Genomic DNA, 23,022 nt, shown 5'->3' on the forward strand with positions numbered 1-23,022 from the left:
GAATATGCAACGCCTGGGGAATACTTACTTTTAAGGAAAGTGACTTCTGCTCGAAACTGATATATTTTGTGTTGTTCAGGCTGGTGGCCTGGTGAACAAATGCTTGAAGTGATGGTTATTGTGGAGTGGAACGATCAAACTACTCGTCATGCATACTATTTTATCACATTTCAAACGTTTGTTTGAATAATCTTGCTATATTTCGTTCTCGATTTGAACCAAATAAACTACACGTTATGAAAATGAACATTATCAAATGGGCGAAGATATTTAGCCTGCCAGCCATGGCGCTTGGTCTCCTTGTTTTCACCGGTTGCGGTGGCGATGATGAGGAAGAAGTACCAACAATGGACATTGTAGAGCTGATTAGCTCTGATAAATACAAGCAAGCTTCCGGGGCCGATGAGAAGGAGTCACTGGACTCTCTTGTTAAGTATTTGGGTGTATATCCTGATCTGGTTGAGTTGCTGGGCGGCTCTACTGAATACACGCTTTTTGCCCCAAGTAATTATGCTTTCAAAAACCTTCTTGCTACGCCAGGGTTTCCATCAGATATCACTGACATTAACCCTGAAATTGTAAAAGGTGTATTGTCTTACCATGTTGTGTCCGGCACCAAGCTGAAAGCTGATTTGACTGCAGGCACCTCAGTGACCACAGCAGAAACAGAGGCAATTGTTGTGAATGCCGACGGTACTCTGAAAACAGGCTCAACCAATCAGGCTATTGAGATCGTCTCGGCTGACTTGAAGGCTACCAATGGTGTGGTGCATTTAGTGGCTACGGTATTAATTCCACCATCGGTGGGCACTTCTCTTACGCCCATCCTTGGGACAAATGCAGGCACGCTTTTATTAGGCGCTCCTTTTAGTACTTTAGCAGCTGGAATTAAACTAGCTGATACTTACGCAGCTGCAAATGAGCTACCGACATTGACTTCTATCCTTGCTGGAGGCACTGTCCACACTGTTTTTGCTCCAACAAATGAGACATTTACAGCGGGACAGATTACGGCCAATACTTACACAGGCCAGCAATGGTACGGTATCATCGCCAATCATGTGGTGCTTTCGGATGTAACTCCAGCAGCCTTAACGGATGTGACTGCGTCCACAACTGGAAAAAAGTTTAATAGTGCTTTGACCAAAGATGGCGTCAACTACAATCCGTTATATTTTTATTACAATTCGGCTAATAAGCAGGTTGGAGTGGGTATTTTCATCGATAGTAATAGCGATTTCAATCCTGCGACAGGTAGCGGCTTCAATGCTGAAATTGTTGTTCCAGATGCGGCAACAAACTCAAATGGTCGGATACATGTGATTGCAGGTGTACTTGCACCACCACAATAATTATTGTCAACATTAGCACAAATAAAAAAGGCCGGATCATCCGGCCTTTTTTATTTTCTCTTATTGATATTCCAACAACAGTGGGACAAAAGCCTCCACATAGGGCACCACACCTGTATAATGGGTGAATCCTTCTAAAGGAGTGAGGGTCAGGACAGACGTTGGCGTTCCATTTTCTATCAGTTTATTGTAACTGTCCACAGAGTTTTGATAGGGTACTGTTACATCTGCCGTGCCATGAAACATATAGGTTTTGGTGGTAGGCGTCCAGTCAGTCAGTCCGTTGTCGTTAAACCCATCTACCAGGTATTGGTAATCTGGGTTGGTATCAATGTTTTCAAGTAAATCAGGCTGTACCAATTCAGAAATAGTATAGCTTAATTCCTCGTTGATTTGTCCGCCGCTTTTGCTCCCGTCGAATAGCACCGGAATTTCGGCAGCATAAGGCTCGTTGAAGAAGTTAGACAAAGGTTCTGTCCAGTCGTAGTAGGTTTGGTAAGCCAGCGCCACATAAGCCAGGAAAAACGGGTTGTCGTAGGTTTCAAGTCCGAAGAAATATTTCTGCATGCCCTTGACGTCGTAGCCTCCCGACGAGGGGAAAGACGCTTTAAGGTCAAACCCAGGCAGAGGATCATTTTCAATTGACTGTTGAGCCGCCATGGTGGCGTATCCACCCTGAGAATACCCGGCAAGGAACAAATTTGAGTTGAAATTCACATTTTTTTCTTGCGCCAACTGGTGCGCAGCTTTCAGCGCATCCACAACCGCCGTTGCCGTTGCCTCCTTTACATAATATGGGTGAAGGAGCTCCTTTGACGCTCCGAAGCCAATGAAATCAGGGACGACCGTAATGAATCCAGGGCTTGCCATAGCGGCGTAAAGAATGAGAGAGGTGCTCTGAAGTGATGAAGCGGAAGGCGCTTCTGCATGAGAGGCTATGGTGCCATGCTGAAAGCTGATCATGCTGACTTTCTCCTCCGTATCGGGCAAAATGACCACTCCTGAAGCGGTAATTGTCTGCCCCTTATAGGTTGTCTCGTAGGTGATCTTGTAGATGTCTACGTTGTAAATGAACCTATCAGTTGGGATGTCAATGTCAGCGACGGAAACATAAGTCTTCAATTCTCCGGCTGATCTGCTTAAGAATGAGGTTGCCTCGGTTAGGTTCGTATACTTTACCGATGGTCCTCGGTCGTCGTCTTTTTGGCACGAAGTGATGCCGAGTAGTAGAATAAACAGGAAACTGAGCAGATAATTCTTTTTCATAGTCATGGGCTTAAATAAAAAAGGCTGTCGTATCAAAGACAGCCATTACGGGCAAATTGTTGTTAGATTAATTCATTAGTTCATCAAAAGTGAGCGACACATAGTAGATAGCGCCAATATTGGGGCCGCCTAAGCTTTGGATATAATAGGTATTGAGAATGTTGGAACCGCCAACTTTCAGCATCGATTTGATATTGGGCAACTTAAAGCTCATTTGCGCATCCACCGTGGTGTAAGCTGGCACCATTCCAAACGCTGGTGCTACGAAAGACGACTGCCATTCAAATTCCGTCTGGTATCTCATGGCCACGTTGAAACCAATAATGTCCGTCAGTTTTCGGTTGGCAAACGACACATTCACCTTGTGCTTTGGTGTGTTGTATTCAGCCAGGAAGTTTTCCGGCACATCGTTCAGCACGTTCCAGCTATGGTTGGCCGAAATGGTATATCCCCTGCTTAAATTGTAGGTAAGCCCAATAGCAGTGCCTTGCGATGTTACGGTCTGATCAATATTGGTGTAAATCTGGAAAGTATTCAGATCAGTTCCGTTCAGAATTGTGGCGTAGTTGGGTGTACCTACCAATTCAGGGCTGGGAGCAGTGGCAGAGGTATACTCAGTCGCTTTTCTTATTCTGATTTGAGAAATAAAATCATCATAAATATTATAATAATAGCCAGCATCGATCAGGAGTTTGTTTTGGATCAATGTTTTATAGCCGATTTCGAACGACTTCACCTGCTCTGGTTTCACTGGATTGAAAGTCGTTACGGGCGTCAGCAGGGCAATGTTGGCCGGGTTGAAGATTGCTGCCGGAGTCGCCCCCTGATTAAATACCGCTGTGCCGTAGTTCTGAACTGAAAAGCCTTCATAACCCAGTGGAACTCCAGTGCTTGACACTTCGGTAAGGTTGTACTTCTCAGCATATCTTGGAAGCCCCCCCAGCAGCCTGGCACTGATGATGCTAAGGTCGATGTGCTGGCCTTGTGTGGTGGGTATTCTAAATCCGGTTTGGAACGACGCCCGCAGGTTGTGGTTTTCTTTGACCTTCCAAACCGCTGAAAGCCTTGGGTTCACCCGTCCTTTGAAGTTCTGGTTTTTATCGTAGCGAACAGAGCCTGATAGTTTCACTTTGCGGTCGCCTATCCACTTGCCAAACTGTGTGTAGATACCCTGTTCTGCAATGGTGATGGGCGCATCTGCATCGTCAAAAATCGTTCCGCCGGAGTTGAGCTCATACAACCTGTAGCTGGCTCCAACTTGCAGTTCCATGAAGTCGATCTCATTTTTGAAGTCGTACTGACCTTCTGCATGATACAAGTTTGTACGGTCGTTGAATCCCGGACCTTTTGGAACCACACCAACTAAAGCCCTTTTCTTTATGTCCTGAAATTCCTTCGAATTGGGGTCAAGTACAAACAGGTCATTGAAAACACCTCTTGCGTAGGCATGGCCCGCCTGCTGCACCTGAATTCTTTCGGCATCAGATAGTGCATTGACGTCGCCCGGAGCGTACCCCGAATTGTACAGATATCTAAGGTATTCTATACCGTAATTGCCCAAAGCGCTCGAAACGTCAAAGTTAGGATTGACCCTTGCAGCGGCCAGGTCGTTGACCCTCTTGGCCAAAAACTCCGTGATATATGAATCTCCTGAGTTCTCTCTGGTTGTGTAAGCACGCACATAGAAATTATCACCTCTCAGCTGCAGCCGGTGTTGCATAATGCCGAAGTTGTTTAGAGAATACCTTTGAGCGCCGGTGTAGATACTAGTGCCCCAACCTCCGTTGAAGAGGTAACTCAATTCCATTCTATCGTTGGGGCGATAAAAAAGCCCCACGCTTGCTTTCTTGTTTTCAGCGCCGTAATCAATGAGATCAACCTCCTTGTATGGGGTGACTGAAACTACGTTGCTCGGAAGATCGCCAGCGGCGGCGTAGGTCTGGGCGGAAACACCCGGCTCAAATACGGCGTTTCTGGCCAGCACATTCCAGTTGGCGCTGAGAGGGAAAATAGCGAGGTTGATGGAAGCCTCATCGCCCATATAGTGCAGCCTGTCCGACCCTGGGTTAGAGCTGAAACCTTCAGGCGTCCTGGCTATTTCCCGGTCTACATCGCTGGTGCCGTGCCAGTCCTCAGCCTTGCTGTAGGCGAGGTTTACTTTGAAGGCGAACTTGTTATTGAATGACTTGGCGTAACGAAGGGCGCCTTCGTAAAGGGGAGCGGCATCATGACCTGATTTTTCTCCGCCTCCCACATGGTTGATACCCACTTTTGAGAAGGCACTCACGCCCTGGTATTCAAAGGGACTTTTACTGTTAACCAGTAGAATCCCGTTAAAAGCATTGGGACCATATAGTGCAGACGAAGCACCCGGAATCAGTTCCACACTTTCTACATCCAGTTCTGATGGGCCATTTAAGTTGCCAATTGGAAAATTGAGAGCAGGAGCCTGCGTATCCATCCCGTCTGTAAGCTGCACAAATCTGGTGTTGCCGGTGTTGGCAAACCCTCTGGTATTGATGATTTGGAAGTTGATACTACTGCTGGTAACGTCGACTCCCTTTAGTGACGCAATGCCTTTGTAGTAATTGTCAGCAGCGGTGGACTGCACTGCCAGGATGTCCATCTTCTCGATAGATACCGGCGACTCAAGGATACTCTCTTCCACCCTGGAGGCTGAAATGACTACCTCCTGCCCGAGCATCGTTTGCTCCTGCATCTTGATGTCAATATTGCTCATGGCGGCATTGCTCACCACAAACTCCTGTGTGGTATATCCTATGTAGGATATTTGAAGCGTGAAAGGAGGCGCATCGCTGACGCTGAGTTTGAAGTTCCCATTGATGTCGGTTACCGTACCCAACACCTTGCCCTTCACAAGGATGTTGACTCCGGCAAGTCCGTCGCCATTGGCAGCATCAGTTATTTTGCCCGAAATGCTGGTTTGAGCTATCGCCGTTGACGCAGCGAATAAAAGTAGAAATAGTAAGTTTAAGCAAGTAGATATCTTCTTCATAGGGTCATTTTTAAGCTAATCCTTAAATCTAAATCTTTTTTTGAGAATTTGGCAAAGTGATTCTCTGTATGGGATATTTAAATAAGGTCTAATCAGGAGGCTTGTTTTGGCTGGTAATAATAAAGATATAACTATTGCATATACTTGAGCCATCGACGGGGCAAAATGTGACACATGGATTGCCTCTTGATAGGTATTTGCCTTATCTTATGAGCTCATTAAACACCCTTTTGCCATGAAAGCCCTTGTGCTGGAAGCCTACAATCAATTTACGTATAAGGAAGTGCCCGACCCGAAGATCGCCGACAACGAAGTGCTGGTGAGAGTTAAAGCCGCCGGGATATGCGGCAGCGATGTTCATGGTATGGATGGCAGCTCCGGTAGAAGGCTTCCACCCGTTATTATGGGGCATGAGGCTGCCGGTGAAATAGCAGCAGTGGGGAGCAATGTGGCCAACTGGAAGGCGGGGGACAGGGTTACTTTCGATTCTACCATTTTTAAGAAAGATGACTGGTTTACACGACAAGGTCATTACCAGCTCAGTGATGGTAAAATGGTGGTGGGCGTGTCTACACCGGACTTCCGAAAAGATGGTGCCTTTGCAGAATATGTGGTATTGCCCGAGCACATTCTTTATAAGCTTCCAGATGCCATTTCTTACACACAGGCCGCTTTTGTGGAACCAGCGGGGGTAGCGCTTCATGGCATTGAAATTACCCAACCCTCCATGACGGATATTGTGGTGGTGGTGGGAGTAGGCATGGTGGGCTCGTTTGTGCTTCAGCTACTAAAAATCAGAGGCTGCCGGAAAGTGATTGCCGTGGACATCGACGACTTTAAGCTGGACCTTGCCAGAAAGCTGGGTGCCGACCACGCTTTTCTGCCGGACGACCCGAAGTTGGTGGAAACGGTGAAAGCCTTGACCGACGGACGTGGGGCTGATGTAGTGTTTGAGGTGGTGGGAGAGGAGGACAGTGTGAATACCTGTATCTCTGCTGTTCGCAAAGGAGGCAAAGTGACATTGATTGGCAATGTAACTCCAACGATCAATTTTCCTGTGCAGTCGGTAGTTACCCGGGAGATAAGAGTGCAGGGATCGTGCGCCATTAATGGCGAATATCCTGCGGTGCTGGATTTGATTGCAACCGGTCGCCTGGACGTAACAAGTATTTTGTCGGCGGAGGTCCCGTTATCCGAAGGTGCCGCCTGGTTTGATCGATTGTATAACAAAGAAAAAGGCCTCATGAAAGTGATGCTAAAGCCTTAAGAAAAAATGGAGAAAATTAGAGTAGGAGTAGTTGGAAGTGGAAAAGCCGCAGGCATGCATGCCGATGGCATTGTCAATATCAAAAATGCCAGTCTCGTGGCGGTGCAAAGCCGAAGCAAGGAAAGAGGAGAGGCTTTTGCCGGGAAGTATGGGGCCAAGGCCTATCAGGATATTGCCGACATGGTTTCGGCTGAAAAGCTGGATATGGTTACGGTCTGTTCACCCCATCCTAACCACCTTGAGGCGGTGGAAGCGGCTATGAGCCAGGGTGCGCACGTGCTGGTGGAAAAACCTCTGGCCTCCACGCTGGAAGACTGCGACGCCATGATTGCCGCCTCAAAGAAATACGGAAAGAAGCTGGGCATGGTAAGCCAGCGGCGTATTTTGCCAGCTTCGCAAAGGATTAGAAAGGCGATTGACGCCGGGAAGGTTGGCACGCCTGCGCTGGGAATAGCCCAGCTGCTTGGCTGGCGTGGCGAAGAATATTACAAAAGCAACCCCTGGAGAGGTAGCTGGGAGCACGAAGGAGGCGGTGTGCTGGTGAACCAAGCCCCGCACCAAATCGATCTGCTGCAATGGTATATGGGTGGAGAAATGGAATCTTTGTATGGCGTATGGAACAATATCAATCACCCCTACATTGAAGTGGACGACACTGCCGTGGCGATCATCAAGTTCAAAGGAGGTGGTATCGCCAACCTCATTTTGAGCAACTCTCAGAAGCCAGGGCTTTACGGAAAAGTACATATCCACGGCTCTAATGGTGCTTCTGTAGGTGTGCAAACCGACGGAGGAGCGATGTTCATTGCAGGTATCTCAAAAGTACAAGAGCCGCCCAAAACCGACCTTTGGACCGTGCCAGGGGAAGAAGGCCTGGTGGCGCAGTGGGAAAAAGAAGACGTCGACTTGTTTCACAGAGAGGATCCCATTGAATACTTCATAAGGGCCCAGAACCAGGACTTCGTGGATGCGATCATCAATGACAGGCCGCCGATGGTAGATGGAAAAGAGGGTAGAAAAACTGTCGAGATATTCACGGCCATCTACCGCTCAATGAAAGAGGGGAAAGAGATTAAATGGCCTTTAATCTGAGATGCTCAATTGTCCGGTTCTGAGTCGACTATTTGTTTCAAGTGGTCGTTCAGTTCAGGTATCCTGTTTATGATGACGTCCCAAACGATTTCATAGTCTACGCCGAAATAATCATGGATCAATTTATCTCTCATTTGAGCCATTCTTTTCCACTCCACCTGAGGGTACTTTGCTCGGTGTTCAAGATCTACTTTCTTTGAAGCTTCCCCAATAATTTCGATGCTTCGGACTATTGCCCGCTGCCACACCTCATCGGATTGTAAGTCGTCAAAAGACTTCCCTTCACTACTTTTCAGGATAAACTCCGTCTCGATCAGAATATGCTTTAGAAATTGAATCCAGCTAAAATTGGACATACTGAATTTCCTTTTCAATATAGGGTCTAATGAGAGGGCTAAGAGATTCTGGTGTAACTAATTCTATGTTTCGTCCGAGAGAGTTTTCAAGGTAATCGATCAGTCCAATGAAGTTATCAAAGGACTTGGTACCTGGCTTATACTCTACAAGAATGTCAATATCACTTTCCGGGGTTTGCTCATTTCTGACAAACGAGCCGAAGAGGCCGAGTTTACTCACCCCAAATCGCTCAATTTCTGGCTGATGAGTTGTGATGAACTCAAGGATATGGTGCGATGAAAGCTTCATTTTCGTTGCTTAGTCAAGTAAATATACAAACCATTTGTCAGACAATGCATAGCCTCACACCCTCACTACGAAACTAGTCCCTGTTCCAATCTCCGTATTGACAGTAAGCGTTCCTTTATGCAGCCTGATGATCTGCCGGCTGAGGCTGAGTCCAATGCCTGAACCCTGCTTTTTTGTCGTGTAGAAAGGGACGAAAATGTTGTCCAGGATGTCGGCTGGAATACCAGGGCCATTGTCTGAGATTGAGATGATAACATTCCCGTTATCTTGCGTTGCGCTCATTTTGATAAGGGGAGAAGCGGTTGCTTCCACTGCTTCACCAGCGTTTTTTACGAGGTTGATCAGCACCTGCTCAAACAGGTCTTTGTCGATGGTGATTTCCAGCCCGGCTGGCAAGGTCTCTGTCTCCAGCTTGATCTTCTTTTTATCGAAATCCTTCAAAAAGAGTTTTTCAACCTCGTTAAACAGTGTTGATACTTTTACTTTTTCAATTTTAGGAGGCTGAATGTTTGTCAAACTGCGGTAGGCCTCTACAAACCTGACGAGGCCTTTGCTGCGGTTTTCTATCGTTTTCAGGCTATCGACAACGTCCTTCGCCGACTCGGCGTCGAGTTCCGACAATGGGAATGGTTGACCCGAGTCGTCCACGAGCATCTCTCTTATCACCGACGTAAGCGTGGAAATTGGAATGGCCGAATTCATAATTTCATGTGTCAGCACCCTGATCAGCTTTTGCCATGAGTCGAGTTCCCTTTCTTCCAACTCATTCCTAATGTCCTGAAAGGAGATAATGCGGTATTGGGTGTTCTTCACCGTAATGGAAGAGCATTGAACCGATAGGTTGTCAAGCTCCTTGTGCAAGAGCTTTGTGAGGATTCGCTGACCCGGTTCCAAAGCGGCGATGGTGTCGTAAAAGCGTTCGTCCACATTGCGGAGCGAGCCTATATTTCTAATGAACTTCTTGCCCGTGAGCTCAGTAAAAGAACGGTTATAGATCAGCACTTCGCCTTTTGGGTCGGCTACAACAAGGGCCACCCTCACATGCTCCACAATGGTTTGAAGAAACAGGTATTGCGACTCCCGCTCGGAGCTTAGCTGATGGAAAACTCTGATGATTTCGGAATAGGCAAACTTCAGGTCGTCGACCCGGAAGCGGGCGGTGTGGCCTGAAAAGGAATTCGTGAAATCGCCCTGTTTGATAGCAGAAAGGAAATTGTAGAGCTCCCTTCGGTAGATTTCCACATAGCGAAACAAGGATACCGTGGCAATGGCAGTAAACAGGATCAGCCAGCAGCCAGCCAGCCAGAAGTCGGTGCTCATAATGATGTACATGCCTGCGTAGCCGAGCACCAGAATGACGGCAATGCGAGCGACTACCTGCCAGCGAAACCTGTCAAAAACCATACTTTTTCATTTTGCGGTACAGTGTGGTGCGGCCCATGCCCATTTCGTCAGCCGCTTTGGTCAGGTTACCTTCCCATTTTTTGATGGCCTTCTGAATGAGCTGCTTTTCCATTTCATCTTTTTGGAGCACTTCGTTGATCTGGCTGGGCTGGGGCTTTTTGTCGAGTGGGAAATCATCGGCGGTCAGCTCAGTCGTGTCGGCCATGATCACGGCTCTTTCCATCGTATGTTGCAGCTCACGGATGTTGCCAGGCCAGGGGTACTGGTCTAGCTTTTTTAAAGCCGCCTTGTTCAGCGATAGCTGCCGCTTGTTGTATTTGCTGGCGTACAAGTTAAGGTAATGCTCCGCCAGTAAGGCCACGTCCCCGGTTCTCGATCGAAGCGGAGGAAGTGTGATTTCAACGGTATTGATCCGATACAATAAATCTTGCCGGAATTCTCCACTCTCTATCACCTGATCCAGCTGGATATTGGTGGCAGAAATTAGCCTTATGTCAATATCGACCGGGCGATTGGAGCCAATGGGCGTCACCTGCCGGGCTTGCAGCACCGTGAGTAGCTTCGACTGCTGCGTGGTGGTAAGGTTGCCAATTTCATCTAAAAACAGCGTGCCGCCCGATGCTATTTCGAGCCGTCCCTGCCGGTCTTCCTTAGCATCAGTAAAGGCTCCCTTTTTGTGCCCAAACAGCTCCGATTCGAACAGACTTTCTGCCAGAGAGCCAAGATCAACTTTAATGAAAGGCTCTTTTGCCCGGAGCGACTGGCGGTAGATCTCCCTGGCTACCAGCTCTTTGCCCGTTCCGTTTTCACCAAGGATAAGCACGTTGGCGTCTGTTTTTGCTACTTTTTCTATCGCTTCAAACACCGGCGCCATTTCATCGGAGCGACTGATCATATCGGGAAACGCCTTGTCGATGTCGCCAGTTATTACCTTTTCTCTCGATTTTAGCTTTTGCACCTCTTTTTTGGAGCGGGAAAGCTGGAAGACGTTTTCGACGGTAGCTATCAGCTTTTCCCTTTCCCAGGGCTTTACCAGAAAATCGATGGCCCCAATTTTCATGGCTTCAACCGCCAGCTGGATGTCGCCGTAGGCGGTGTTCATAATGACGTGCGCCTGCGAATCAAGCTTAAGTATTTCTCTCAGCCAAAAGAGTCCCTCGTTCCCGCTGGTTTGTCCATGAGAGAAGTTCATGTCAAGCAGGATCACATCGAAGGCAGTTTTCTCCAATAGCCTTGGAAGTCGCTTTGGGTCGGTCTCGGTATGCACCTCACCAAATCGCTGCTTGAGCACCAGCTTAGCAGTGTAGAGCACGTCTTCGTCGTCTTCAATGATGAGTATATTGGCGTTGAGCTTGGGCATGTTTGTAAAAATCGTTCTGAACCCTCCAAGGGCTAATCTTCGATATGGCAAGAGCCCTTGGAGGGTTAGTGCCAGAAATATATAAACTGTTCCACAATGAAACGAAAAATTGTTTCAATGTGAAACAATTCGAATGGTGTTAAGCAAGTTTTTATTTTGCAATTATTTGATATTCAGAATTTTAAATATTATGGCATTCTGTTTGGCGTATAATGGTTCCGTCACCATAAGCGAATAAGGTTATGCTCAAAAACTATCTAATTCTAGCCTTCCGTCATCTAAAGAGAAAGAAGGGTTTTGCTTTCATCAATATCGCTGGCATGGGAGTGAGCCTGACGGTGGTGCTGGTCATTCTGCAATATGTGGTGCAGGAAACCAGCTACGATAGCTTTCATGAAAAGCTCGACAGAACATATCGTGTTGTTGGTACTATGACCCAGGCCAGCAAAGAGGCGGCAGCGAATCCCGGCAGCCATGCCCCGCTTTCGGTAGTGGTGGCAGCGCAAGTACCTGAGATTGAGACTTACGCCAGGTTTGACCGGATTGATTATACCAATGTTTCGTTAACAAACAAGTCTGAAGCCACTCCCCGTCAGGTATTTCAGGGGAACTTCTATATTGTCGATTCAACTTTTTTCGAGGCGCTTAGCTTCGACCTGGTAAGTGGCGACGAGCGCTCTGCTCTTACAAAACCGGAAAACATGGTTATCACTGAGAGCGTGGCAAAAAAGCTTTTTGGAAGCCAGGATCCTATGGGTCGGGAGATTGAAATGGGAAACAATTGGGGTAAATACCCCTTTCTGGTGTCAGGAGTGATGAAAGACCCACCATTCAATAGCCAGATCTCTCCACAAGTACTTATCCCGCTTACGTTTTATGACAAGATCAATGTGAGGATCAACGACTGGGAGAATAGCTACCTGGGTAGCTATGTGGTACTTAATAGTCCACAGTCCATAGACCGTGTTACAAGTGCATACAACTCCATTTATCAGGAGCACCGCCCGGAGAGCCAGAAGAATCAGGGCGTTAATTACAAGTATTCCCTTCAGCCAATGGCTGACGTATATCTTCACTCTTCTTTCGAGTTTGAATCGGCCAAAACAGGCAACTATACCTATGTGGTGTTTATAAGTATCGTAGGTGCGCTGGTGCTGATCATTTCCTGGGTCAACTATGTAAACCTTGCCACTGCGCAGTCGGTGGATCGGGCCAGGGAAGTGGGTATCAGAAAGGTTTTTGGTTCATTAAAGAGACAGCTGATCAGCCAATTTCTTTTTGAGTCGATGTTGATCAATGCTGTCAGTATTGTGCTGGCACTTACGCTGGCCCTAAGCCTGCTGGGGCGGATTGGAAACTGGACGGGCATAGAAATCCACTCCACCCTGATTGCAGAGCCGGTCTTTTGGGCTTGCGTCGTGTTGTTTTGGCTAACCGCCTCATTTTTTGCGGGATTTTATCCAGCCTTTATATTGTCGGGCTACAGGCCCGCCAGGGTGCTGGGTGGAAGGTTTAGCACCGATAGTCGGGGGGGTTTTTCTGCGCAGGTCACTGGTGATTTTTCAATTTGCTGTATCCGCTCTGCTTATAGCGGGCACTATCACAGTATACAGGCAAATCGGCTATATGCGTAGCCAGGATTTGGGGATTAATATCAACGATGTGGTGGTGTTAAAGTCACCTCCTTCGGCGTTGAGCAGCGTAGAGTTCAACAAGAAAGTCAACTATTTTAAAACGGAGCTGCTTAGAAACCCGCAGTTTGCGGCGATGACAACAGCCAGCACCATGCCGGGGCATAAAATTGGCTGGACGTCAACGAAAGTGAGGAGAAAGGGTGAGGCCGAAGGCGAGGGAGCATCGTTTAGTTTGATTGCTTGCGACAAAGATTACCCTACAGCACTGTCGATTAACATGGTAGCCGGAACGTTCTTTCAGGGGCATGAGCAACCCTGGGTTACCGGAGAAATTGTGATCAATAAACGGGCAGCGGAAGCGTTGGGGTATCAGTCGCCGGAGGAGGCACTGTATCAGCACCTGGCGTGCCCGGTTTTTGGCGACGCCGATCTGAGGATTATTGGTGTGACCGACGATTACCACCACCAGGCTTTGCAGTCTTCCATCGAGCCGGTGGTCTATGTGCTCTCCAACTGGAGCAACTATTATCTGGTAAAACTGAACCTTGAGGAAACTGTTGATAAAAAAACGGCTGCGCTCGCACCAGTCCTGTCCAGCCTGGAGTCGTCTTGGAAGGAAGCGTTTCCCGAGAGCACCTTCGACTATTCGTTTCTGGATGAGCAGTTCAACCAACAATACAAAGCCGATCAGCAATTTGGCGCATTGTTTACTCTTTTCTCTGCCTTTGCGATCTTCATCGGTTGCATGGGCCTGTTTGGCCTGGCTTCCTACACACTTTATCAAAAGACCAAGGAGATTGGTATTCGCAAAGTATTGGGTGCCAGGTACGGCGACATCATGGTGCTGGTGTCAAAGGAGTTTCTAGTGCTGGTTCTTATGGGGAATGTGGTAGCTATTCCTGCGGGCTGGTGGCTGGTGAGTAACTGGTTGGAGGGATATGCCTACAGGATTGACATCGGGTGGTGGTTCGTTGCCATCCCGGTAGCGAGCCTGCTGGTGCTGACCTTTTTGACTATCCTGTTTCAGGTATTGAAGGCAGTGAGGCTGAATCCGGTAGAAAGTCTTCGCAATGAGTAGCATTTAAGTTAACTGATCAATCGAGCAACTATGTTTTTTAACTACATCAAAATCGCCTGGAGAAACATCTTGAGAAAGAAGATGTTCGCCTTTATCAATGTGATTGGGCTGGCCGTGGGGATCAGTACCTGCTTTGTCATGCTGCTGATGATCGACTTTGAAAACGGGTTTGACAGAGCGCATGTTGCTGGAGACAGAATCTACCGTATCTATTCCAGTTTCAGCGGTGCATTTACCGGAACTAACCGGGGCACTGTCACGGGGGCTGGGCCTTATATCAGGGATAACTTTACCCAGGTAGAGAAAGTGACTCAATTTTTTGATATGGGAGGCAATAAGGTGACCATCGGTAAACCGGATGCCGAACCAGTGATTTTTAGAGACGGGATCAAAGCAGTTGTCACAGATAGTTCCTTTTTTGATATGTTTTCAGCCTATCAATGGATTGCTGGTGATCCAAAAACATCACTCGATGGAATTAACCAGGTGGTGCTGACAGAAACCACCTTCAGGAAGTATTTTGGTAACGAAGTAAGTTTTGCTGATCAACTTGGAACAACGATTACCTACCGAGATTCTATTGCGACAACTTTAACAGGAGTTGTGAAGGACATTCCCTTCAGAACCGATTTTAAATTCACTGACTTCATTTCAGTGGCCACGGCAGAAAAATTCATGGTTCGCCTCAACGACTGGAGGGGTACCAACAGCGGACACCAAACTTTTATTCAATTGAAGCCAGGGACTACACCATCAGATATGACTCCCATGTTGGCTGGCCTGCAGGCAAAATACAAGGAGACTCACGCCGAAAACGAGTTTCAAATCGAGTATTTATTGCAGCCATTGAGTGATCTTCACTTTAATCCGGAGCTGGGGATCTTCAACTCGGCAGGAGATGTAGCCAATAAATCGACATTAAAGATATTCGCTCTGGTGGCCTTGCTTATCCTCAGCATTGCAGCGATCAACTACATCAACCTGGAAACTGCTCAGGCCACCCGTCGAGCGAAGGAGATAGGTATACGGAAGGTGCTCGGAAGCTCGAGGGCCAATCTGGTGTTGCAGTTTCTCTCAGAGAGTTTGTTGCTTACGCTGGTGGCTGCGGCTCTGGCGCTGCCTCTCAGCCAGTTTGCGTTACTGTTTTTTGACGATTTTGTGTCGCCAGACATGTCGCTCAATCTCACTGATCCGGCGACAATTGGCTACCTGGCTGGCTTAGTGCTGGCGGTGGGATTGGCGGCTGGGGTTTATCCTGCCTTTGTCCTGAGTAAATTTTTACCAGTAAAAGCCCTGAAAAGTCAGATTTACACAGAAAAAGGGAAGAGTATTTCGGTGATACTGCGAAAAACACTGACCATCTTTCAATTCACATTTTCTCAGATTTTGATAGCGTGCTGCCTGCTGATGATCTGGCAGATTAATTTTCTGTCAGACAAGGAGTTGGGCTTTAAAAAGGACGAAATCGTGGTAGTGAGCACCCCATGGAGAGAATCCGAGACGAAAAAAGAACGGCTGCTGAATGAATTGTCTTCACTTCCTGAAATATCCGCCATTTCTGTACACGACGACCCTCCTTCGAGCGATGGCTGGAGTTCCGATATATTTAAATCCTACAACAAAGAGGGCAATGAGCTGATCCACGATGTGCACATGAAACGTGGACGGGTAGATTATCTGTCTTTTTATGAAATAGAAATGATTGCAGGGCGACTGTACTTACCCAATGACTCACTGAAGGAAGTGGTCATCAATGAAAAGTTTGCCAGCGACATGGGCTGTCAAACTCCACAAGATGCTGTTAATCAGCAGGTCAGTCGGGGCGACAAAAAGTACACCATTGTGGGTGTTGTTAAAAACTTTCACAACCGGTCGCTGCATAGCGAGATTGACCCGATGGTGATCGTTTACAAAGAAGACGGTGGTGACATAGCACTAAAGTTGGATGCCGGTGGCCTGGCGGAAGCGGATGCTGTAGTCGATAAAATAAAAGCTGTGTGGGAAGGTGTGTATCCCGATCACCCCATTCGGTACCAGTTCCTCGACGAGCTGGTGAATAATTTCTATGAATCAGAAAGGCGTACGGTGAAGCTCGCTTCTACGGCCACCATCATCGCCATCATTATTTCTTGCCTTGGTTTATTTGGTCTGGTTTCTTTTAGCACCATTCAGCGCACCAAGGAGATAGGGATCAGGAAAGTGCTGGGAGCCTCAGTTGGAAGTATTGTGACACTGATGTCCAGAGACTTTCTCACCCTGGTGGTGATCGCTTCGTTGGTGGCGGCTCCTGTTGCCTATTGGTTGGGAATGAAATGGCTGGAAGATTTTGCTTATAGTATTGAACCTGGCGTGCTTTTGTTCTTGCTAACAGGAATTGTAGCACTGCTAATTGCCTTTTCCACTGTTGCTCAGCAGGCTTTCAAAGCTGCCACTGAAAACCCGGTGAATGCCTTGAGGAATGAGTGATACTTAATATACAATTGAGGAACTATGCTGTTTAACTATCTGACCATCGCTTTTCGGAACCTGTGGAGGAATAAACTGTATTCTTTCATTAATGTACTGGGGCTTGCCGTTGGTTTGGCATCGGCCATCATCGTGCTGGTATACTCCATTGACGAGCTCAGCTACGACCAGTATCATAAAAAGAAAGACCGCATTTTCAGGCTTTCCTACCAGGAACAGCGTCAGGACGATTTGCTCAGGGATGCAAGGGTTCCTTTTCCCTATAAAAATGTCCTCATTAGCCAGCTTCCTGAGGTAGAAAAAGCTGCTCGTATGATGAACAATGTGGCTATTGGCGGGCCAGACGAAATGGAGGTTGGCTCAGAGACCTACACAGAAACTAACCTTTTCATTACTGACCCGGAGCTCTTCTCTATACTGGATTTTGACTGGATAGCGGGTGATGCGGGTAGTGCGTTCAGAGAGTTGAATAGCGTGGTGCTTACTAAATCAATCGCCGGTAAATATTTTGGCACCACCGAGTGCCTGGGCGAAACCATCGTTTACAACAAGGGGCCACATCTTGCGGTCACAGGTGTCGTCGACGATCTGCCCCGCAACACCCACATGACGGCGGAGATTTTTGTACCCATGGCGCTCCTGCATGCCCGCTGGACGCAGAACTATCAGTACGATGTAGACCAGGACTGGAAATGGCTTGGGAGCTACACTTATATTTTGCTCAAACACAATGCTCAAATCGCTACCGTTGATGCCAAAATGCCCGGGCTCGTAGAACAGTATTTTCAGGAGGTTGACCCCGCCACCTTTACTCCGGTGTTTCTTCCACTCACTGACATACATCTGCGCTCTGAGTTCAGGTCGGAGATGAAGCCTGGCAGCAGCATGACCCAGCTGTACCTTTTCATGATCATTGCTGGGGTTATTTTGCTGGTGGCGGTGATTAACTTCATGAACCTCGCCACGGCCCGCTCAGCTAAGCGAGCTAAGGAGGCGGGCATTCGAAAGGTGATGGGTGCTTATCGCAGGCAGGTTGTTACACAGTTCTTAAGCGAAGCAGTGGTGATTGCCGGACTGGGTTTGATTCATGCGCTGGTGCTTGTGAACCTCGCCTTACCGGTTTTTAACACCTTCACGGATCGCAGCTACCAGTTCTCAGATTTCATAAGCAATCCACTTGTGATGGGTGCAGCCCTGGACATCACCGTTTTGACAGGTATAGCCTCCGGGCTTTATCCTGCCTTTTATATTTCTGCTTTCAGTCCTGTTCAGGCTATGAAAAAGGACTTCAATCCGGGGAAAAGCCATCTGCTTCGCTCAGCATTGGTCACCTTTCAGTTCGCTGTTTCAACGGTATTCATCGTAGGAGTGCTGGTAGTCAACACTCAACTCAATTATCTAAGGGGCAAGGAGTTGGGCTTTGCAAAGGAGCGTACCATTCTCATTAACAATCGTTCTCTCAGTCCGTCGCAATACCAGTTGTTTCGCCAGACGCTGGCTTCTAAGCCGGAGGTGAGTGATGTGTACATGGGCACGATGCCTGGCATGGGTGTTTGGGGCAATATGGTCGTTCCTGAAGGCTTCGATGAAAATCAGGGCCTGAGTGTCTCCATGATGTATGGCACGGCCAACTTTGCCGATTTCTTTGGCGTGGGTATCGGGCAGGGAAGAGGGTTTCTCGACGAAGTCGACCAGGATGAGGATGTTACCCGGCAGTCGTTTTTGATAAACAAAACACTGGCAAAAAAGCTTGGCTGGGAAGATGATGCTGTGGGCAGGGAAATTCACTGGCTGGGAGGCTCCGACAACAAAACATTGCAAAAAGGGCAGGTCGTTGGCGTGATAGATGACTTCCACTACAATTCGCTTCACCGTCCGATAGGCTCCCTGCTTGTGGTAATGGCTAATTGGGGTGGTATTGCTGTTAAGCTTTCCGGCGATAGTTATGGTTCAGGCCTGTCGGAAGTGCAGACTGCGTGGAATGAAATGTTTCCTGACAAGCCGTTTCAGTACTCCTACCTCGATCAGGACATTGCCGAGCAATATCTGAAAGAAGAGCAACTCGGAAAGCTTATCTCGTGGTTTACATTGCTGGCAGTGTTTGTCTGCTGCATGGGGTTGTACGGGCTGGTGGCTTTTGTGGTTGAGCAGCGCCGCAAGGAGTTCGCTATAAGAAAAACGCTGGGTGCCACCATCAGGCATATTGTTATGCTTATCTCCTCTCAAATGCTGAAAACGGTGCTGATCGCTTCGGTGGTGGCCATTCCGGTATCTGTGTATTTGCTGAGCAATTGGCTTGATACTTTCCCCTATAGGATCCAGCTCAGTCCACTGTTTTTTGTACTGGCAGCTTTGATTTCGGTGATAGTGATGCTGGCCACTATGGCGTCAAATGCTTACAGAGCGGCAACCAGGAATCCGGTCGATTCCCTTAGATCAGAATAGGAACAAAGAAACACCAATGCTAAGAAACTACTTCATCATCGCCCTTCGCCACCTGAGCAGAAACAAGGTTTTCTCGCTTATCAACCTGATAGGCCTTTCTATTGGCCTGGCGACCTTTCTCGTTATTTTCATTTTCGTTTCCTTCCACAAGGGATTCGACCACTATCATGCCGATGCCGACAGGATTGTACGGCTGGGCATGAAAGTGAAGCTGGGCGGAGAGCTGATTACCATGCCATCGGTGGGCGCACCCGCTGCCGCTATTTTTGAGGAAGAAATCCCTGAAGTGGAGGAAGCAACAAGGATTTATGGGCGGCCTTATTTCAAATTTGACATCACCCACGGTGACAAGAACTTCCCGGGAGAGCAGGGGATGTATGCCGATCCTGATTTTTTCAGTTTCTTTTCTATCCCGGTCATTGCAGGTGATCCTGCAACGATTCTATCTGCGCAGAAGTCCGTCGTACTTACACAGAGCATGGTGCAGAAGTACTTTGGCACAAATGCCACTCCTGCGTCGGTAGTTGGCAAGATGCTGGAGGTGAAAGAAAAAGGCACCGTGCAGGTCACAGGCGTATGTGCCGACGTGCCGGCGCAAACCCATTTCGATTTCGATATTTTGCTATCAATGGACATGAACCCATTGAGTGAAAGCCACTACTGGATGGCCGACGGATTCTACACTTTTGTAAAGCTGGCCAAAGGAGGTTCGGTAGAGAGCCTCTATGACAAATTCCCCACATTTACCGACAAATACATTGGCCCGGAAGTACAGGAATTTCTGGGGGTGAGCTTCTCGGAGTTTTTAGCCTCCGGCGGTAGTTTTGAGTTCAATACCATGCCGTTGGAGGATATTCATCTCTGGTCGCATGCGGAAAATGAGCTGGGCACTAATGTCAACGGTACCTACATTAATGTGTTTCTTGGTATTGGACTGCTCATCCTGTTGCTGGCTGTGATCAATTTCATCAACCTGTCGGCGGCATCCAATATACAACGCCTCAAAGAAGTGGGAGTGAGGAAGGTAATGGGAGCCCGGCGATCTGCCCTGGTCATGCAGTTCATGACTGAAGCTGTGCTCATTACTTCGGTCGCTTTTGGCCTTGGCTTCACGTTGCAACAGGTGGCCACACCGTTGATCAGTCAATATTTCGGGGTGAATATGGGGCAGGAAGGCACGAGTCTGGTGTGGTACATCACTGTTGCCTGCAGTGGTAGTCTCCTGATCGGGATGGCGGCTGGCCTGTATCCGGCGCTGCTGCTTTCAACCACAAAAACAATGAGTGCCCTCAAAGGCCAAACATCTACGACCAGTTCAAAAGGCCGAATGAGAAATGTGCTCATGGTGTTGCAGTTCAGCATTACCATCGGTTTACTCTCGTCGGTGCTGGTGATATTGGCACAGGTACATTACCTGCAAACCAAGCCGCTTGGTTACGAAAAAGACCAGATCTTGCTGATTGAGGACGTTGATCTCCTGGGGGAAGGCCGAAATTCGCTGCGTCAGGAGTTGGAAAAGCTTCCAGGAGTGGAGGCTGTGTCGATTACCGGCTATGTGCCCTCCGGCCCACGGGAATTTGACCGAAACGCCATGCAGGACCTGACCCTCGAAAACCCGGAAACACACCGGGTGACACATGTCGGCGTCGACGAGCATTTCCTTAGCGTGATGAATATGAAGTTGCTGGCGGGTCGCAATTTTTCCAGGGAGTATGGAGACGAGGCCTCCAATGTCATCATCAACCCATCCATGAGCCGCAGTTTTGGCTGGGACGTGGCGTCAGGAGAAGCGCTTGGGAAGACGGTAACCGAGGTGGATCATAACGAGAATTTCACGGTCATAGGCATTGTCGACGACTTCCACATTTTCAATATGAATGAAGCCATCAGTCCTTTCTTTTTCAGGTATTCCTCTAACGGTTTCATGGCGGCCGTTCGCTTCGACAGCGACAAGTTATCCCTGCTCAATGACGAGCTGCCGAAGCTTTGGAGTGAGTTCTCCCAGGAGCCCATGGATCAATCGTACCTCAATGAGTATTTTGTCAGGAACTTTGAAGAGGAGAAAAAAATAAGCAGCCTCTTTGAAGTATTCACAGTGCTGGCCATTGTCTTGTCCGGCATGGGGCTTTTTGCCATTACGGCATTTGTCACGCACCAGCGCACCAAAGAAATAGGCATCAGAAAAGTGCTGGGGGCCGAAGGAATTCGCTTGTTTGTGATGCTGTCCAAAGGAGTGGTGGCTATGCTGCTGATCGCAGCCTGCTTGTGCATACCGACAGTATATTATGGCATGGAGCAATGGCTGCAAAGTTATCCTTATCGGATCAGCGTACCTGCCTGGGCTTTCGGACTGCCGGTGCTGGGCATTGTTGTATTCGCCCTGCTGGTGAGCGGATGGCATATCCTGAAAGTGATAAGGATCAACCCGGTGGAGTCGCTGAGGGATGAGTAGCTGCCATCGGCTTATATCCCATTGGGGTCTCTCGAAGAGGACCCTGATGGGGCAAAACCGATCCTCCTCCCATTGGGGTCTCTCGCAGAGGACCCTGATGGGGTAGGCACGACACAACGTTGAACCAAGCCCCGCTGTTCTTCCTATTTCACTCTCTCGTCTATTTTTCCAATGCGGTCTCTCGCAGAGAACCCTGATGGGGCAAGCGGACACTAAATACCACACAACGTTGAACCCCTGCCGCCCTTCCTGTTTCAGTTTCCCTCGGTTGCCTTATTCAACGATTTGACTCGCTCTGGTCAAAAGATATCTTCACTTCGTGGCGATATAGCTCCGCAACTAAACGACATTGGATTCAGCGTATATGCACAACCCCCACAGATTAAATGGTATATACATCATTCACATAAAGATGACACGAATCGACTGCCACAGATGGCAGGTTGTGCCGAAACTTTGAAATAGCTACTTTTGTTGTCTAACTAGACAATAACCTTTGCCAACATTAAAGATTATTGATTCGATCAAGGTTGACGTTTATTCACGTGAACATCCGCCTCCACATTTTCATGCCATTTATGCAGAGTATGAGGAACTGATTGAAATCGAAACATTGGCAACGTATGCCGGCAGTTTGCCAAGAGCCCAAAGAAACAAGGTGATCGAATGGGCAAAAACCAGACAAGATTTTTTGATGAGTAATTTTAATCGTTTGAATCCAGGGTTATGAGAAAGAAATTAGGTATCCCAAGAATTATCAAAATACAAAAAGTGAACGGGTTAACGATTCAGTGTATGTTCAATAATGGGGAAAGCAGAATTCTTGACTTTGACGGGATATTTAAACAATGGAAAATTGGAGAAAACGATGTTGAATATCCGCTGCTATCACCTGACGAGTTCAAAAAAGTAGAACTTAGGAATTTCACTCTGTCCTGGCCTAATATTCCCGTTACACTCTTGTCTGAAGATGGAAGCGAAGTCCGCCATCCATACGAGTTGAGTCCGGATGAGCTTTACAGGCTAAGTGAACCTGCCGAAGCTTCTAGTTCGCAAAAATTTGGCAGTTTAATCCGAACAGCAAGGATAAAAGCTGGATTGACCCAGGAGCAGCTCGCTCAAAGAAGTGGAACTTCCAGGTTCTATATTTCAAGACTGGAGAACAACCGAACAGATGTAGAGCTTTCAACATTTCGGAAAATCGTCGAGGCTGGGCTTGACAAGCATTTCAAACTTATAATTGAGTAATGCACGGCATAATGTTGCCATCTCCGCCATATTAGCTTTGCTAAACCTCAAAGATTTAATGCACTTTTTGTTATTTCGGCACAAGGTTGAACGACCCTCGCAGTTCTTCATGTTTCAATTTCCCATCTTCCATTACTCACTACGAAGGGCTTGAAAAGGGCATAAAAATCTCCTCATAAGGCCATCAAAATGGGTAGCTGGCAGAAGGCCTCCCCGGAATGATAGGATATATGGCGTAAAAAATATATGTTTATTATGGGGGAATGACACTGTTGTTTTCCCGTCCGGGCGACTTGC

16 protein-coding genes are annotated in these 23,022 nt (G+C 47.8%); 10 read left to right on the forward strand and 6 right to left on the reverse strand.

All coding sequences use genetic code 11. The features are described 5' to 3' along the window. Positions 1-236: 236 nt before the first annotated feature. Positions 237-1,352, forward strand: coding sequence for a fasciclin domain-containing protein (locus AAC052_RS07035; RefSeq protein ID WP_339812027.1), 1,116 nt, complete (start codon positions 237-239; stop codon positions 1,350-1,352). Between the two features lie 60 nt (positions 1,353-1,412). Here AAC052_RS07035 and AAC052_RS07040 read toward each other — a convergent pair whose 3' ends face one another. Together AAC052_RS07040 and AAC052_RS07045 are read right to left on the reverse strand one after the other, a co-directional pair. After that, on the reverse strand, positions 1,413-2,618 hold the full coding sequence (locus AAC052_RS07040) for a lipase family protein (protein WP_339812029.1): 1,206 nt from the start codon (positions 2,616-2,618) through the stop codon (positions 1,413-1,415). Positions 2,619-2,685: 67 nt separating this feature from the next. Next, positions 2,686-5,634 (reverse strand): TonB-dependent receptor, encoded by a 2,949-nt coding sequence (locus tag AAC052_RS07045; RefSeq protein WP_339812031.1) that lies wholly within the window; start codon positions 5,632-5,634, stop codon positions 2,686-2,688. 235 nt (positions 5,635-5,869) lie between these two features. Between AAC052_RS07045 and AAC052_RS07050 the strand changes: the two genes are divergently transcribed. Next, on the forward strand, positions 5,870-6,901 hold the full coding sequence (locus AAC052_RS07050; RefSeq protein WP_339812032.1) for a galactitol-1-phosphate 5-dehydrogenase: 1,032 nt from the start codon (positions 5,870-5,872) through the stop codon (positions 6,899-6,901). A 6-nt stretch (positions 6,902-6,907) separates the two neighbouring features. After that, positions 6,908-7,993 (forward strand): Gfo/Idh/MocA family oxidoreductase, encoded by a 1,086-nt coding sequence (locus AAC052_RS07055; protein WP_339812035.1) that lies wholly within the window; start codon positions 6,908-6,910, stop codon positions 7,991-7,993. A gap of 5 nt (positions 7,994-7,998) precedes the next feature. On the opposite strand, the gene AAC052_RS07060 is transcribed toward AAC052_RS07055, so the two are convergent. From AAC052_RS07060 to AAC052_RS07075, 4 genes are read right to left on the reverse strand one after another with little or no spacing between them, the layout of a single operon-like run. Then, positions 7,999-8,349 carry a DUF86 domain-containing protein gene (locus tag AAC052_RS07060; protein WP_317491028.1) on the reverse strand — a complete coding sequence of 117 codons (351 nt, stop codon included), beginning with the start codon at positions 8,347-8,349 and terminating at the stop codon, positions 7,999-8,001. Next, a complete protein-coding gene (locus AAC052_RS07065; RefSeq protein WP_339812039.1) occupies positions 8,336-8,638 on the reverse strand; it encodes a nucleotidyltransferase family protein in 303 nt (100 codons plus the stop codon). Before AAC052_RS07065 ends, AAC052_RS07060 begins: the two co-directional genes overlap by 14 nt. Positions 8,639-8,692: 54 nt before the next feature. Further along, positions 8,693-10,042 carry an ATP-binding protein gene (locus AAC052_RS07070; RefSeq protein WP_339812040.1) on the reverse strand — a complete coding sequence of 450 codons (1,350 nt, stop codon included), beginning with the start codon at positions 10,040-10,042 and terminating at the stop codon, positions 8,693-8,695. After that, entirely contained in the window at positions 10,032-11,402 is a 1,371-nt protein-coding gene (locus AAC052_RS07075; protein ID WP_339812042.1) for a sigma-54 dependent transcriptional regulator, read from the reverse strand. Before AAC052_RS07075 ends, AAC052_RS07070 begins: the two co-directional genes overlap by 11 nt. Positions 11,403-11,644: 242 nt before the next feature. Between AAC052_RS07075 and AAC052_RS07080 the strand changes: the two genes are divergently transcribed. From AAC052_RS07080 to AAC052_RS07110, 7 genes are all read left to right on the forward strand, one after another. Beyond that, complete coding sequence (locus AAC052_RS07080) at positions 11,645-13,036, forward strand: ABC transporter permease (RefSeq protein ID WP_339812044.1); 1,392 nt, start codon at positions 11,645-11,647, stop codon at positions 13,034-13,036. Next, positions 13,029-14,114: an FtsX-like permease family protein gene (locus AAC052_RS07085; protein WP_339812046.1), complete on the forward strand. Its 1,086-nt coding sequence runs from the start codon at positions 13,029-13,031 to the stop codon at positions 14,112-14,114. Before AAC052_RS07080 ends, AAC052_RS07085 begins: the two co-directional genes overlap by 8 nt. Positions 14,115-14,144: 30 nt before the next feature. Continuing rightward, positions 14,145-16,580, forward strand: coding sequence for an FtsX-like permease family protein (locus tag AAC052_RS07090; protein WP_339812048.1), 2,436 nt, complete (start codon positions 14,145-14,147; stop codon positions 16,578-16,580). Positions 16,581-16,604: 24 nt separating this feature from the next. Continuing rightward, positions 16,605-19,025: an ABC transporter permease gene (locus AAC052_RS07095; RefSeq protein ID WP_339812050.1), complete on the forward strand. Its 2,421-nt coding sequence runs from the start codon at positions 16,605-16,607 to the stop codon at positions 19,023-19,025. A gap of 16 nt (positions 19,026-19,041) precedes the next feature. Next, a complete protein-coding gene (locus AAC052_RS07100; protein ID WP_339812052.1) occupies positions 19,042-21,477 on the forward strand; it encodes an ABC transporter permease in 2,436 nt (811 codons plus the stop codon). Between the two features lie 496 nt (positions 21,478-21,973). Continuing rightward, the gene (locus AAC052_RS07105) at positions 21,974-22,207 is read left to right on the forward strand and encodes a DUF4160 domain-containing protein (RefSeq protein ID WP_339812054.1); all 234 of its coding nucleotides are present in this window, start codon (positions 21,974-21,976) and stop codon (positions 22,205-22,207) included. Further along, positions 22,204-22,725, forward strand: a complete 522-nt coding sequence (locus tag AAC052_RS07110) for a helix-turn-helix transcriptional regulator (RefSeq protein ID WP_339812056.1) — start codon at positions 22,204-22,206, stop codon at positions 22,723-22,725. The genes AAC052_RS07105 and AAC052_RS07110 overlap by 4 nt, the downstream gene beginning before the upstream one ends. The last annotated feature ends 297 nt before the right edge of the window (positions 22,726-23,022 follow it).

Origin of the sequence: uncultured Imperialibacter sp., from assembly GCF_963974565.1 — a bacterium.
Lineage (GTDB): Bacteria > Bacteroidota > Bacteroidia > Cytophagales > Cyclobacteriaceae > Imperialibacter > Imperialibacter roseus.